This window comes from Paenibacillus sp. UMB4589-SE434 (assembly GCF_030226685.1).
Lineage (GTDB): Bacteria > Bacillota > Bacilli > Paenibacillales > Paenibacillaceae > Paenibacillus_B.
The window spans coordinates 61,327-76,720 of the sequence record NZ_JASOYK010000004.1 but is presented as its reverse complement, the minus strand read 5'-3'; the positions used below and the strand labels follow the sequence as shown (position 1 = coordinate 76,720).

General features: G+C 42.6%; 12 protein-coding genes and 2 pseudogenes. 4 read left to right on the top strand and 10 right to left on the bottom strand.

Translation table 11 applies throughout. The features are described 5' to 3' along the window. Window positions 1-107: 107 nt before the first annotated feature. Window positions 108-785, bottom strand: coding sequence for an HAD family hydrolase (locus QP775_RS15620; protein ID WP_285107400.1), 678 nt, complete (start codon window positions 783-785; stop codon window positions 108-110). 208 nt (window positions 786-993) lie between these two features. Between QP775_RS15620 and QP775_RS15615 the strand changes: the two genes are divergently transcribed. After that, the gene (locus QP775_RS15615) at window positions 994-1,986 is read left to right on the top strand and encodes a YpdA family putative bacillithiol disulfide reductase (RefSeq protein WP_285107398.1); all 993 of its coding nucleotides are present in this window, start codon (window positions 994-996) and stop codon (window positions 1,984-1,986) included. 219 nt (window positions 1,987-2,205) lie between these two features. On the opposite strand, the gene yfkAB is transcribed toward QP775_RS15615, so the two are convergent. The 4 genes from yfkAB to QP775_RS15595 form a co-directional block, all read right to left on the bottom strand. Continuing rightward, window positions 2,206-3,363 (bottom strand): radical SAM/CxCxxxxC motif protein YfkAB, encoded by a 1,158-nt coding sequence (gene yfkAB, locus QP775_RS15610; protein WP_481857232.1) that lies wholly within the window; start codon window positions 3,361-3,363, stop codon window positions 2,206-2,208. 78 nt (window positions 3,364-3,441) lie between these two features. Continuing rightward, window positions 3,442-5,706 carry an MMPL family transporter gene (locus QP775_RS15605; protein ID WP_285107396.1) on the bottom strand — a complete coding sequence of 755 codons (2,265 nt, stop codon included), beginning with the start codon at window positions 5,704-5,706 and terminating at the stop codon, window positions 3,442-3,444. A 31-nt stretch (window positions 5,707-5,737) separates the two neighbouring features. Continuing rightward, window positions 5,738-6,835: an HD-GYP domain-containing protein gene (locus QP775_RS15600; protein ID WP_285107394.1), complete on the bottom strand. Its 1,098-nt coding sequence runs from the start codon at window positions 6,833-6,835 to the stop codon at window positions 5,738-5,740. A gap of 132 nt (window positions 6,836-6,967) precedes the next feature. Then, window positions 6,968-7,792, bottom strand: coding sequence for an undecaprenyl-diphosphate phosphatase (locus QP775_RS15595; RefSeq protein WP_285107392.1), 825 nt, complete (start codon window positions 7,790-7,792; stop codon window positions 6,968-6,970). A gap of 289 nt (window positions 7,793-8,081) precedes the next feature. Between QP775_RS15595 and QP775_RS15590 the strand changes: the two genes are divergently transcribed. Further along, complete coding sequence (locus QP775_RS15590) at window positions 8,082-9,167, top strand: HD-GYP domain-containing protein (protein WP_285107390.1); 1,086 nt, start codon at window positions 8,082-8,084, stop codon at window positions 9,165-9,167. A gap of 1,288 nt (window positions 9,168-10,455) precedes the next feature. Beyond that, window positions 10,456-10,932: a hypothetical protein gene (locus QP775_RS15585; protein ID WP_285107387.1), complete on the top strand. Its 477-nt coding sequence runs from the start codon at window positions 10,456-10,458 to the stop codon at window positions 10,930-10,932. A gap of 88 nt (window positions 10,933-11,020) precedes the next feature. Here the strand turns inward: QP775_RS15585 and QP775_RS15580 are convergent, their stop codons facing one another. The 4 genes and pseudogenes from QP775_RS15580 to QP775_RS25865 all read right to left on the bottom strand — a co-directional run bounded on the left by QP775_RS15580 (window position 11,021) and on the right by QP775_RS25865 (window position 12,540). Further along, window positions 11,021-11,470 carry a hypothetical protein gene (locus QP775_RS15580; protein ID WP_285107385.1) on the bottom strand — a complete coding sequence of 150 codons (450 nt, stop codon included), beginning with the start codon at window positions 11,468-11,470 and terminating at the stop codon, window positions 11,021-11,023. A 284-nt stretch (window positions 11,471-11,754) separates the two neighbouring features. Further along, a complete protein-coding gene (locus QP775_RS15575) occupies window positions 11,755-12,009 on the bottom strand; it encodes a hypothetical protein (protein WP_285107383.1) in 255 nt (84 codons plus the stop codon). Window positions 12,010-12,173: 164 nt separating this feature from the next. Further along, window positions 12,174-12,320 (bottom strand): annotated as a pseudogene (locus QP775_RS25870) (IS3 family transposase); the annotation flags it as partial. Continuing rightward, complete coding sequence (locus QP775_RS25865; RefSeq protein WP_483312020.1) at window positions 12,301-12,540, bottom strand: hypothetical protein; 240 nt, start codon at window positions 12,538-12,540, stop codon at window positions 12,301-12,303. The pseudogene QP775_RS25870 and the gene QP775_RS25865, both read right to left, overlap by 20 nt. A 131-nt stretch (window positions 12,541-12,671) precedes the next feature. Here QP775_RS25865 and QP775_RS15565 point away from each other — a divergent pair. Beyond that, window positions 12,672-13,626: pseudogene (locus QP775_RS15565) on the top strand (IS30 family transposase). 347 nt (window positions 13,627-13,973) lie between these two features. On the opposite strand, the gene sufB reads toward QP775_RS15565, so the two are convergent. Then, window positions 13,974-15,371, bottom strand: coding sequence for a Fe-S cluster assembly protein SufB (gene sufB, locus QP775_RS15560; protein ID WP_239326243.1), 1,398 nt, complete (start codon window positions 15,369-15,371; stop codon window positions 13,974-13,976). Window positions 15,372-15,394 lie beyond the last annotated feature (23 nt).

Below are 15,394 nucleotides of genomic sequence, written 5' to 3'. Positions count from 1 at the left end.
TTACAGATTCAGACATATGATCAAATACAAGAGGAGCAGCCTGTCGCTTGCCTAGGCTGCTCTTCTTTGTGTCGTATCAAGTTTGCTGCACAGCACGTTTCCACTAATTATGACAGCTCAGCACTCCGCTCATACAGCGACAGCAACTCTCGGAAATGGTTAATATAGAAGTCAGAACCTTTCAGTTCTTCTTCTCCCCCAAAGCCTGCATACGTACAGCCGATCACCGTCAGATCATTCTCCTTGCCTGCCTCCACGTCCGATGAACGGTCCCCGACCATCCATGCCGATGTGATCCCATGTTCCTTAAGCAGAATACGAACCAGATCCACTTTGGAGGACGTACGATGCCCTCCCGCACTATACAAGCCATCAAACAGCTCATGAATACGATGTGCTTCTGCAACACCTTTCACATAAGGCTCCAGGCCATTACTTGCTACAAACAGCTTGACTCCCTGCTGATGCAGCTGATGAAGCACCCCTTCCACCTCAGGGTATAAAGAGGAACCTCCCTGCTTCAAGCCTGCCAATTCTTCTTCTAATAACAACACATCGGCACGCAGACGAGCTTCTTCGCTGGCATCCGGCATGACACGCTGCCAAATCGCCTCAAGCAGCATGCCTAACGAACTCAATATATACTCCTCAGGCGGTGTCGGACCTTCGAACAGCCCTTCCTCGCGAAGGCGATCAAACAATCGATGGTAGGCTGGCAGCAGCAGAGTCTCTGTCTGGAACAACGTACCATCCATATCAAAAATAATCGCTTGCGGCTTATTCATTCCACAATCCCATCCTTTGTATAAGTAATCAGAACCTATGTCTTCCTTAAAAGGAATGTGTCCAATATATCATACAAATGTTGCTAACACCCACCTGATTGTCCGAATTTTCATAAACTTTTTGTAAGCAAGCCATTGGATTTCCTGCAATCAACCTGCTACCATAAAAGGTGAATCTTTTATTATGCTAGACCTTGGAGGCGTATTCATGAATTATGCAGAAGCCATCATCGTTGGCGCCGGTCCATGCGGATTGTCAGCCGCGATTGAACTGAAGAACATCGGCATCGAGCCTTTAATAATTGAAAAGCATAACTTGGTGAATTCCATTTATCGTTACCCAACTAATCTTCAATTTTTCAGCACGCCGGAGCTGTTGGAGATCGGTAACGTTCCATTTACTACACCAAATGAAAAGCCATATCGACACGAAGCACTTGTCTATTATCTGAAGGTGGCGGAGCGTTACCAACTAAAAATTAACGCTTACGAGGAAGCGATCGCTATTACCAAACAATCAGACTGCACATTTCTTGTAACAACAAGAAAGACTTCTGGTGAGACTGTTATCTATTCCTCTCCCTATGTTATTGATGCTACAGGTTATTTCGACCACCCTAATATGCTGGGCATTCCTGGGGAAGATCTACCGCATGTATCCCATTATTTTCAGGAAGCACATCCGTACGCAGGAATGGACGTTGTCATCATTGGTTGCAACAATTCCGCTGTTGACGCCTCTTTGGAATTGCTCCGAGTTGGTGCAAGAGTAACGATCGTACACCGAGGACCTGTCATATCAGAACATATTAAGCCGTGGGTGCGCCCTATCTTTGACAGCATGGTTGCAAAGGGGCTTATCACGATACATTTAAGTTCTCAAATAACCACTATTGAACCAGATTATGTTACAATTGCCGCTGCAGAAGGTCAGTACATAGAGCGGCTGCCTTGTCGTTTCGTACTGGCGCTAACTGGCTTCAGGCCGGATCGTCGTATGTTGGAGCAGACAGGCGTCCAACTGCAAGAAGATAGAGAAAAGCCTGTATTCGATCCAGCAACTATGCAGACCAATATTAAAGGTCTTTACATAGCAGGTGTCATTGCCTCTGGCAGAAACGCCAATGAAATTTTTATTGAAACTGGACGTGGCCATGGGAAGCTGATTGCCCAACATATTCAAGCACAACGGACTTTATAAACTGACTGAACTTAAGCTGCTTGAGTGGGCTATTCCCATACCATTAATGCTCCATGCACATATTCCCGTTATCAGAACACACAACAGGCCCCACCTACAGGTATGCTGATCTGTAGGTGGGGCCTGTTTCTTTGTAATCGAATATTTACAAACCAATAGGATGATACGGGTAAATGTCCCCTGTTCTGCACCAAGAATAAACAAGATACCATCGCTTCACTAAATTGATAGTGTCGAAGTCCGCTTTCTAAAGTCAATACCTTGATAGTACATTTCAGCCACGAGCAAGTTAGGCCCGCAGCAGCGTGCCGCCGGACAATGGCAATTCACGGAGGCTGAGAGCGGATGTGCGGTTAGCCATTCATTAAAGATATCATCCAGCTTCGAGGCATGAATGCTGCCGAAGGATGGGATATCCGCAAAATCAGTTACGTACACTTCACCATTAAACATGTTTACATTTAAACGGTTGCGCCCGTCTGGGTCATTCCTAACGGTGACGTTAGGCTCTGTATGCAGACGACGAATGAGCTTCTGATCTTCTTCATTGCTGTTGCAGGCATAAAAAGGCAGTGTGCCAAACAACATCCACATGTCCGGATTTCGAACGTCAAGCAGCTTGTGAATAGACTGTCTGAGCGTATCGATCGGCAGCATTGGCAAATGCTGCGCAAACGAACTCGGGTACATCGGATGCACCTCGTGACGCTGGCATCCCATTTCTTGAATAAGGCGATGCATTTCCCCCAACTTATCATGTGTCCGATAATTAATCATCGTTTCCGCAGATACAAGCAAGCCGCCAGCTGTTAATTTACGGGTATTTTCCATCATTTGTTCGTACCACTTAGCCGATACTTTGGGAGAGATATGATGATTGGTATGAACAAATCCAACTTCATGGAAGTCTTCTGCATTCGTATAGTTAAAAGAAATATGCATGACATCCAGATAAGGAGCAATAAGCTCATAACGTCGATAATCCAAGGTTACGTTCGAATTAAGCTGTGAACGGATTCCTCGATCACGCGCATACTTTAGAATTGGTACGATATAATCGGTGACTGTAGACAAATGGAACGTTGGCTCGCCTCCGGTAATACTAATTGTCTCCAAATGCTCGACTTCATCCAGCCGTTTTAGCATCAAATCCACCGGCAGCATGTTTGGTTCGCGCATAATTAACGTGTGTCCGACAGCACAATGCTCACATCTCATGTTGCATACTTGGGCAACTGTCATCTCTACACTTGTCAGTTTATGTTGATTATACTGATGTAATGATCGAATAGGGTCCCAAGGATCATATGCGGGTGACAACGGCGTCAGCACTTGTTCTGTTCTCACATCAGTTTGCGGTTGTTGTTCTTGCATCATTTTCATTGTAGCTCACCATACTTTCTTATTGCCTATAAACTAGCTATCTATTATATAGTTAAATGACGGATCACTTCATTAAGCAGCGTCACGTGAAGAATTGGGGCGCTTATGCCAGGGCGACCACCAGTTGGCACGTCCCATCAGCTTCATTAATGCCGGTACAAGGAATATCCGAATTAAGGTTGCATCCAACAGTACCGATGTTGCTAAGCCTAATCCGATCGCCTTCATCATTTCATTATCTGTAAATATAAAAGCGCCGACCACTGCAATTAAGATAAATGCCGCACTCGTAATAATCCCGCCTGTCTTTTTCAGCCCCTCGGCAGTGCTGCGCTCATTATCCCCACTGGCCTCATACTCCTCAGCAATACGAGACAGAAGAAACACTTCATAGTCCATAGATATGCCAAATACAACACAAAAAATGATGACCGGCAGCATCGCAACTACAATTCCAGTTGAGGTAACCTTAAATAAGTCTGCCATGTAGCCATACTGGAACACGAGCACCACTATGCCGAGACTTGCGCCCAGACTCAGTACATTCATCAACACAGCCTTGAGCGGAAGCAGTACAGATCGGAAGGCCAAAAATAGCACAACATACGTCACTGTCAGTATAAAGATCACTACAAATGGCAGAGCAGTTGTAATTCGTTCTACAATATCAAGGCGATATGCGGGCCCCCCGGTCACATAAATATCTGTCCCCTGCAGCTCCAAGCCTCTCAAGTCTCGAACGAGGTTAAAGGCCTGATCCCCATCTGTATTGACTCTTGGCACAACATGGAGCATAACATAATGGCCATTTGCCAGATGCCGATGCTCCAATTGGCTTTGAATAGCAGGCTGGCGAATTGCGGCCAACTTCGCTTCTGTGGATGGCAAATTGCTGACTAACGATACGTAGCTCTGCACACGCAATACACTAGGCAGTGACGCGATCTCACGTTCCAACTGCTCTGCTTGCTCAATCGAGCGCGCTTCCGTGTAAGCCTGTTCCAACCTTAGCAGCACATGCAATGAATTGATCTCACGCTTATCATATACAAGCTCCATCAAGTCGGCGCCATGTCTTGATTCATATGTAGGCGGCAGCACTTCTGCATTGGGGATACCAATCTTCATACTGCCCACTGGCCAAGCACACACGATTAAACCAAGCGTAAGCAGCACAACAATTGTGATTGGGCGTGACATCACTCCATAAGCAACCTTGCCCCAGAACCCTTCTTTCAGCTTCCCTTCGCCTTGGCAGTTATCAGCCAACTTACGCTTTCGATGACGCCAACGCAGCGGAATAACTGGATACCTGTTGATTCGCTCCCCGATCATGCCAAATAGCGCCAACAGCAATGTATTGCCGACAACGACCGATATCGTCACCACAATTACACCGCCAAGCGCCAACGAACGGAATAAAGACAAATCGATAAAAGCCATCGCGACTAATCCAATAAGCACCGCAACACCTGAGAAAAAGATAGATTGGCCTGCTTTCTGAGCCGTCATGGCTACAGCACCTTCGAGAGTACCCTGATTGCGAAGCTCTTCCCTAAAGCGGCTGACCATAAATAATGCGTAATCGATACCAACAGCAAGTCCAAGCATCGACACCAAATTAGGCAAGAAATTACTGAGCGGGCTCGATACAAAGGAAATAAAATAAATAAGTCCAAGCGTAGTCGTCACACTTAATAATCCGACAACAAGCGGCAGTACACCGGCCAGCCATGTTCCAAATACGAGCAGCAGAACAAGCAGTGCAATCGGTAATCCGATCAGCTCCGACTTTACAATATCGTTCTTGCTTGCCACCTGCATATCATAGTACACAGGTGTCGCGCCGCTAACATAGGTATCCATATCCACCATCGATGGAATCAGGTTGCGTATGGAAGGATATAATTCCAAAGCATCGTTGGTATCCAGATCCAGCAACACACTCACGGCTATAATGTCATTGCGTTCTGAAACACGTGTATATTCCGCAAACAAAATGTCGGTTACATATGATTGCTGCCGAAGTTCAGATAACGAATCCATTATACGTGCCTTAGCACGCTCTGATAGCAGAGAGGAACTATCTTTACTCTTATACACGATATCCAGCGCATTGGATGAAATATGCATCTGTTCACGAAGAAGCTTTAATCCCTGGTCTGATTCGCTGCCATTAGGAGTAAAGCCGTTATCTTTTAATAACGAGGGGACCTGAACCGCAAATATAGCCATTGCTGCAAATAAAACAAGCCACAGACTTATCACCAGCTTACGATGGCGGTATATGAGCGTTCCCCATCTCCAGAACACGCCCTGCTTATCCGTTTCCCGCACTGAAAGTCCCTCCGTTAATGAACACTTTGCTCTAAGCCATAATATCCGTCCGATATCCCGTAATCACAACATTTAGCTTAAGTGACAAATCTATTTCTTTCATATCCGAGTATGGTTTACCCTCTGGATCAAGCAATAAACGCACAATGGGACGCTGAGGAATCTTCGAATTAATCTTCGATATGACACCGACCTCGCCCGTGCTTAACTCAACCGTCATTCCAAGCGGATACACAGCGATCCGATCACGGAACAAAGCGAGCATGGACTGATCATATAACGTGCCTGAGCCTGTATAAAGGATCTCCAACGCTTCATGTGGCTGCATGGCTGACCGATAAACGCGGTGTGATGTCATCGCATCAAAAGAATCCGCAATCGCGATCCATTTCGCATATTCATGAATATGATCTGACAGGATTCCCCTTGGATACCCACTCCCATTTAACCTCTCATGATGTTGATAGGCACAATGAGCCACAATTAATGGAATATTGGGTTCATTTTTAAGAATACGAAATCCAAGCTCCGTATGGCTCTTAATATGGGAAAATTCATAGTCAGACAGTCTTCCGGGTTTATTCAAAATTTGAAGGTCTAGCTGCGTCTTCCCAATGTCATGGAGCAAAGCGCCCATCGATAACATCTTAAGTTCTTCCTTGGCGTATCCATGATATATTCCAAACATCGTCGTATACACGCATACATTTAACGAATGCTTAAACACGTATAAATCCGCCGTCTGTATGTCTCCGAGCATAACCATCGCATCTTCATGGCTGGATATGTCATCAATGATACTGTCTAGCAATCGGGAAAAAGCTCCGCTCATGTCACTTGGACCGCTATGCTTTCGCAGTACGGATCCCGTCATCAGGCGCTTGAACTCGCGTCGAATCATACGATTGGCTTCTCTTCTCGTCTCCTCACTCAGTATATTCGGTGCGTTAATACCTTCCGTATGCATATCTTCTACATATACATACGACACCCCCATATCTCTGAGACGTTTGATGAAGCTGTCGTTGAGCTCGACGTTCTCACTTAACAGAACCATTCCTTCTTCATTATAAACTTTTTTGGCGAGACGCATGCCGCTTTGGCATGCAGATATCGGAACATAACGCAAACATTGTCAACCCCTGCTGTAGACTATCTTTGCTACACATATTGCATGGAGCACTTGTCCATATCATAACATTTCTTCGCGTCCATGACGATTATAAAGCGATCAGAAATCACAGTTGTCCGTCGATCAGGCCTAACGCATAACAAAAAACCAGAACGTTCCCGCCAGCACAAGCCGATATATTGCAAAATGCCACAGCTTAATATTTTGAATATGACTCAAAAAGGCCACCACAACTATGTATGCAACAGCAAACGACACGATAAATCCAAGTGCAAAAAAGCCAAGCACTCCAGGTGTAAACAACTTATAGCTGTTCATTAATTCATACCCGCAAACAACTATCATAATGGGTATGGCCATCAAGAAAGAAAAATCCGCCGCTGCCCGATAACTCACTCCGCTCAACATGCCTCCTGACATCGTCGAACCGGAACGGGAGAATCCAGGCCATAGCACGGAGATGATCTGATAAATGCCGATCATTAACGCCTGGCCGTAGCTAATGTTATCCAATGTTTCCGCCGAGGGACGACGTCGTGAACCGACCCACTCAGCAGCTACCATAAATATAGCTCCTGCGACTAATGCCCACAGTACCGTGCTGGCGCTGAACAAGTTTTTAATAAAGTCTTTGGCCAGATATGCTGTCAACAATGCAGGTGTGATGCCTAATGCTACATGCAGCAAATTAAGCTGTTTCTGCGGTACATATCCTTTAGAGACGGTTTGCTGCTTTAATCCAAACATCGATAATATGCGATTCCAGTATACAATTGTGATTGCTAATATAGCTCCTAGCTGGATCGCGATCTCAAATGATTTCAACAGTTCACTCTGATCATTAATCCCCATCAGCTTGGCCGTCAAAATCATATGTCCAGTTGAGGATACAGGAATAAATTCTGTTAGACCTTCTACCACACCTAGTAAGATGGCAACTAAAACGGTTAGCATATAAAATCACACTCCTCTCATTCGTAAGAACGCTACCTTATATGTATGTCCCAGAAGCCAACTATAAGCATATCAGAAACCATAAAGAATGACTATGGTCGGCAAATCCACCCCCTTGCGCACAAAAGTTTCCATTTCAACTTAATAGAAATCTACAAATTAGAATATATTTCATGATTATTCGTCAATATAGCTGTTTTTTTGCCTAATGTTATTGTATGGCTGGAATAATGTTGTTATGATAACTTTACATGAAGTCAAATACAGTTAGGGATCGGTGAATCGCACCATGCGCGTTCATGTTACTGAAGTACATGATGGAGATATTATCATCAAAGATATTTTTAATGAGAATGGAGTTAACATTATCTCAGCTGGCACCATTATTAGAGACCGAGATATAGCCATTCTTAAACGTCATAATATCGATATGCTGGATATTATGGAAAGAGTAAGCCCGCAATCCAATATCGATACCATGACACTGACGGCTGCCGCGGCAGAATTGAAGGAAGCTACTCCAGCCTCCGTTCATGATCGCTTTTTCCCGAGGTATGAGGAAGCGCTTAAAGACACTAATTTGTTGTTTAATCATGCACAGGCCAATGGTGTAATCGTCCATGAAGTTGTGGAGAATACGATTACCCCGCTGTTGGAGGAGTTCAAGAAAGAACGTGATGTCGTATCCTTATTATTGCAATTGAATTCAGAGGACGACTATACGTGCCAGCAATCGATTAAAGTCAGCATGTTATCGTATTTCTTGGCTACGTGGCTCGGTTATAGTCCAAGCGAATCACTGCGAATCGGCAAAGCAGGTTACTTGCATGATATCGGCAAATGCCGTATTGATCAAGCCATTCTGAACAAGCCGTCTCCGCTTACGCCAGATGAATTCGAGCAAATGAAGAAACACACAATCGCTGGACATGAGATTATTAATGCCAGCTACAATGACGACTGGCTTTCATTTGCCGCTTTGCAGCATCATGAGCGAATGAATGGAAGCGGATACCCGTTGTCGTTAACAGGCGATCAGATTCATAAAGTTGCCAAGATCGTTGCTGTAGCCGATGTATACAGCGCCATGATCTCCAAGCGAGCATACCGCGAGAAGCAAGATTTATTCAGCGTATTAAAGGAACTGTATCAGATGAGCTTCGACCAGCTCGATCCTGTGATTACACATACTTTCATTCGCTATATGCTTCCTAATTTCTTACATAAGCAAGTCGTCCTAACAGATGGCCGTACTGGAATTATCGTTATGAATCATAACACTGAATTTTTCAGACCGCTTGTCCGTGTGGACCAGCAATTTATCGATCTGTCCCAGAATCGCAAGCTGGAGATCGAACGTGTACTTCACGAATAGGATCAACAATAGGCTTGTCCTCTATGGACAAGCCTATTTTGTATCTACTGACATTGTCGAATGGCTGTTGTCACTTGCTAAGGTTAAAATGAACGACTAACTCAATGTTATGCGTACACTTCCCCTCTATATGAGTAATACTGAAAGGGAATCGAATCGATATAATAAACTACCGTTCCACATCATCGTCTATGATTCTTGTTATTGCAGTTATTTCTATGTTTTTTAAATCCGTTGGGAAATGAATGCACATATGTGGAGATAGATCTCGCGATTAACAATGTAATATAAAACACTCTCTTACATAAACAAATGTATGTGAAATCTAACAACCGTACGCCTTGTTCTAATAATAAATAACAAAAGAAGGCGAACTTAAAAGGTTCGCCTCCTATGCAAAAAGATAATCAAATCGGCATAAACGATTTCAACCAGAGTACATTAATACCCATGACCCTTGGGATACAAGTGTTTTCTACCTATTAACCTATGGAGCCTACCTTCTCGACTATACCTCAGCAAAAGTAACGCAAACAAACACAGATATAATAGAAGAAACTCGTTTCTCTCAGTATAGTTGTCGCTCTCTTGTATAGTTTTCGTAAGTATCGGTATCATAGATGAATCACTAAACTCCTACGATATCAATCTGATTTAAGCATTAATATAGAAACAAAAAAGCCTCTAGTAAATAGATATGTTGAATTTTTGCAGATGGAGTAGTCAGGAGAGCATTCCCTCATTAAAATTTGGGTATAGGGATTTCTAGAGTACGTAAGCTATGTGTTAAAATACAGATTATAGTACGAACAAACTTAAATGACAGTTAGCACATCACACGGGGATAAAGATACTTAGAGTCTTATTTATAATAAGACTTCCGAATCATTTACTTTTATTAACAATTTTGTTATCCTCAAATAACTCTATTTCAGACTCGAGTCTGAACCTCCGTTACAAACCAATAAACATATCAATTCCAAGGGTCTGTGATTAACGTGTGAAGAATACTTTGTCGATGGTTCTCCCGTTCGCTCCACAGCATGATGAATTTCTCAGTTATTTTTCATGGAGCTTTAACTAGCATTTAAAAATATGCAAAAGTTCCTCTGTTTCAAGTTTTTATTTTTACCATAAGGAGAATTGAATTCCTTGGGCAATTATTATTTCAACTAAAAAAATGATTTAGTTTTAATCTAACTCCTTTTTATTCTCACTAGTCCATTATGATAAAAAGGAGTTAACTTAATATTGTAATACACTCTGTGTAATAAAAGGAGAGAATAACATGAAGCAATACAAGAAATCTATTTTTATTTTTGTTGTATTATTAACCATTGGTATTATAGGAATCACTGTTTATAAAGCCCAGCTGACCGCTTCTTTAAACGACATGGTTATGGAATATTTAAAAGAAAAAGAAATTCAATCTATTCTAATACAGAAGTATTCTTCAAAAGAAATTAAAAAACATACTGATGTTTACATAAAAGATAAAAAGGACATAGAACAAATTATGAAGGCATTTACTGAAATGAAATTAAAAAATGATTCTTCTGCTAAATCTACTCCTAATGATACAGCTTATCAGTTCTCTATTGGAGGGGAGCACGAATTAATCTTTTCATTTATTATTTCCGAAGATGGTAGTGTTTCAACCTTTGATTTTGCGTCAGAGGAACATCATTCATACAGGATCACAGACCATTTTGATTTTAATGACTTGGACGATATTTATCGTTTATTTTCGCGGGTAAAAGAATAATCACATAAGGTATGTATTAATTTGTTTGTAATAGAAAAGAGACAACCTCGTCGGTTGTCTCTTTTACTCGAGAATTTAAATCAGATGATTAGTTCATATAATCCCAAGTACCACCGCGGTTATGAGCCCCTGTAATAATACCTTTTCCGGTGACAAATCGAATATTGCCATCTGCGTGTTCGTACTCAAGGAATGGAAGCTTAACCTTAATTCGGTCATATTGCGTGTTCGCCCTTAAGAAGTTTACAAGATTGGACATGTGAAAATGCCCATCTTTCACATAGCTTGCTAACAAAGACTTCTGGGAAGAAACCATACCAGTTATAATGCTGACAATGCCTGCCGCTAATCCTTTGGATGTTGATTTAATAAATACTACTCCCAAAACTGTGGAAAAAGCCCCCAACCGAGCAGCAAGCTGAGATCCGCTTGGTGTATCAGTGTTAAAGCTTTCTTCGTATATAGCATATTGCGCACCTTGCATAGCTATAATTTGATCCAAATTTAGTTCAAGTTCTTGAAGATATTCCGAAGCCATTATATAATCCTCCTAATATTAAATTATTTTGAAAAGGTTTCTTCAGCGCCGAATTTTCTCTTTTCACTATATAGGAGGTTTTTGAAGTAAAATAACAACCTAGCACAAAGAAATATTTCACATTTATTTCTTCAACATAACAAGAAGCTCTAACCTCAAAGTCTGCATAACGTCGTCTTTCGGCATTTTAATATGTTCCACATAAGACCACATATCTTCCTCAAACAACGCCATAGCGACTGTTAATGCTTTTCCATCCCCTTCTCTAACCTTTATTAGCAAATTTAAGAACTCATCTTCTGGTATAAATACTTGAGTGTCTTCCTTCTCCATTTACTAACCGCCTGTTGTGTTATTTTTAATTCTGCTGCCACTTCTGATTCCGTTTTTCCGTTAATAAATATCTCATAAATAATTTTTCTTCCTTTTTCAAAAGGAACTTCTCTTAATAAACCTTGAATGTAAAGTCGTTCAATAGTCTTTTCGTCTGGTGTTTGACTCATCTGAGTTTCATTAAACAACAGTAGTTCTTTATTCATGTAAATTCTATTTTTGTACTGCAGTCGCCAAGCTGCACATCTTAGCTCATATTTATATTTATAGAAAATAGAACTTTCAATAATAATGACCTCCCCTATCATTTTTAGCTGCTTGATATAACAACTTTAGATGGTGGAGGCTTTTGAAAATTCATCTGGTTTACAAATTCTGTTTTCATCACTTTGTAGGTGGCTTCAGCAACGGTGTTGTCGTAAGGACAGCCTTTCATGCTCAGAGAGCGACCAATATCAAAAGTCCCCAGTAGCTCGTCCATGTCTTGGTTCATAAATTCAATTCCACGATCCGTATGAAACCACCTGAATGTCGCATAAGTCGCCTTCTACTGTGGCAAAGGCACGGGAAATTAGAGCAGCGTCTTTATTGAAACCTGCGTTATGGCCATTGATTTCTCGATTAAATAAGTCAATGAGCACACAAATGTAGTGCCACTTGAGCTGAACTTTGACATAAGTGAGATCGCTGACCACGAAGCGTTTTGCTTCGGTTTGATCGAATTCACGCTTCAGCACATTCGCTTCGCTGTTGTTGCTTCGTTACAAACGGTCTTATGTGGTTTATACTGCGCTATCGTGTACGTAGACACAAGACCCTGCTCTTTCATGATACGACCGATTTGGCGCCTGGACAGGAGAATCAAACTATGGACTACACACATCTTAGCATAACCGAAGCAGTCAGCTAGAAATCTTGCTGCGATAGGGATCGTCCGATCGAGAGATTGGCAAGCAGCTAGGCAGACATCACTCCACCACTACTAGTGAGCCGAACCGGGTAAGTAGCGGTGAAACGTATACAGCAAAGATTGCACAGACTGCCTACACTCAAATTCGAGGATCCTTCAAACCAGTGGTTCAGTTTACACCTGAGTTGGCAAGCAAACTGGAAGAGAACCTACAGCAGACTTGGTCGTCCGAGCAAATCGCCGAGCATAGGAGAGTGAGCGGAGTATCGTTCGTATGCTTCAATACAATATACCGTTGGCTCTATGCTGGACGCCTTACTGCAGGTGAAGTAAAGGTGCTGCGACATAAGGGTAAACGGCGTAAGCCTAAAGTGACGCGCGGACGTTTCCTTGCAGGTAAAACGATTGGTGGGCGACCGAAAGTGGTGAAGAAACGCACAACAGTCGGACACTGGGAACTAGATACGGTTGTCTCTAGTCGAGGAAAGAGTCGTGCCTGTGCTGCGACCTTCATAGAGCGCAAGACGCGCCTATATGTAGCTATAAAGATGCCTGATCGTAAGCGCATTCTGTGGAAATTGCCTTTGGTGTTGCTTCCTCACAGTTTCCACAAGGGACATTTCTTACAACTACAGCAGATCGAGGGAAGGAATTTGCCTGTTATGCTTCGTTAGAATCCTTTCACGATTTATCTATATACTTTGCCGATCCCTACTCTTCCTGGCAGCGAGGTTCCAACGAAAACAGCACCGGACTTCTTCGGGAATTCTTCCCTAAAGGCAAGAATTTTGCTGAGGTCACAGACAAGGATTTGGCACATTCCATCTACCTTATCAATCACCAACCCAGGAAATGTCATGACTGGAAGTTCGCTCACGAATCTTTCGTTGATGTCCTGTCGCACTTAGCGTGACAATCCGTCAAACAAAAAAGAACCCGCACAAAAGATATACGGATTCAATGATGACATGTATGTGTCCGGCGGACCAACACCTTATCACTATTCACATTATTACAGTAAATATAAACAAGTATTGCCTTAGATACGTAATCATCATGATATACGATATAATCATGCTACTAATCATTAATACTGTGTTCATATATCTCGTATAAGAGCACATGTGACATGACAATACTCAGTACAAACACTTATTCACTAAAAGAAGAAAAAATAATGAATGTATTTGACTAAACGGTATCATAACGGTGTCAGCACACTAACAATACCGCTTAGCCTTTAATACATCTGTAATTATCTTAACCTATGGAGCCTTCCATCTCGAACTTGATAAGGCGATTCATCTCTACCGCATATTCCATCGGCAGTTCTTTCGTAAACGGCTCGATGAAGCCCATTACGATCATTTGTGTAGCTTCGTTCTCAGTCAAACCGCGGCTCATCAAGTAGAACAGCTGATCTTCGGATACTTTGGATACCGTAGCTTCATGTTCTAGTTGAATGTTGTCATTCATAATCTCATTATATGGAATCGTATCAGAGGTAGATTCGTTATCCAATATCAGCGTATCACACTTAACGTTAGACTTGGAACCTTCCGAATTACGACCAAACGATGCCAGACCACGATACGTCACCTTGCCGCCGTGCTTCGAGATCGACTTGGAAATAATCGTCGAAGTCGTGTCAGGTGCAAGATGAATCATTTTTGCTCCAGCGTCTTGATGCTGACCTTTGCCCGCAACTGCAATGGACAACACTGAGCCTTTAGCGCCACGGCCTTTTAATATTACCGCTGGATACTTCATCGTCAACTTGGAGCCGATGTTGCCGTCAACCCACTCCATGTTCGCATTTTCTTCACATACAGCACGCTTCGTCACTAGGTTGTAAATGTTAGGCGCCCAGTTCTGAATCGTCGTATAACGAACGCGAGCGTTCTTCTTGACGATAATCTCAACAACCGCACTGTGCAATGAATTTGTGCTGTAAATAGGAGCTGTACAGCCTTCTACATAGTGAACAAAGCTATCTTCGTCCGCGATGATGAGCGTACGCTCGAATTGGCCCATATTTTCCGAGTTAATACGGAAATATGCTTGTAATGGAATTTCACATTTTACGCCCTTCGGAACATAAATGAAACTTCCTCCAGACCATACCGCGCTATTCAGTGCCGCAAACTTGTTGTCTGCAATTGGAACAACTGTTCCAAAGTACTCTTTGAACAGCTCTGGATGTTCACGAAGCGCTGTGTCCGTATCTGTAAAGATAACGCCCTGGTCTTCAAGATCTTTCTGCATGCTGTGGTATACAACCTCAGATTCGTACTGAGCGGATACCCCTGCCAAGAACTTTTGCTCTGCTTCAGGAATACCAAGCTTATCAAACGTTTCTTTAATTTCCGCAGGAACCTCTTCCCACGTCTTTCCTTGCTTCTCGGAAGGGCGAACATAGTACTGGATATCGTTAAAATCGAGTCCATCGAGATCTCCGCCCCAATTTGGTGTTTCCATCTTGTTAAATTGATCCAGCGATTTCAAACGGAAGTTCAACATCCATTCGGACTCGCCTTTAATCTTAGAAATTTCCTTGACGATTTCCGGTGTCAAGCCTTTACCGGATTGGAACACCGCTTGGTGATTGTCGCGGAAGCCATATTTATACTCTTCCATTTCAGGCATTTGCTTAGCCATAGCCGTGTACCTCCTTTTGTACG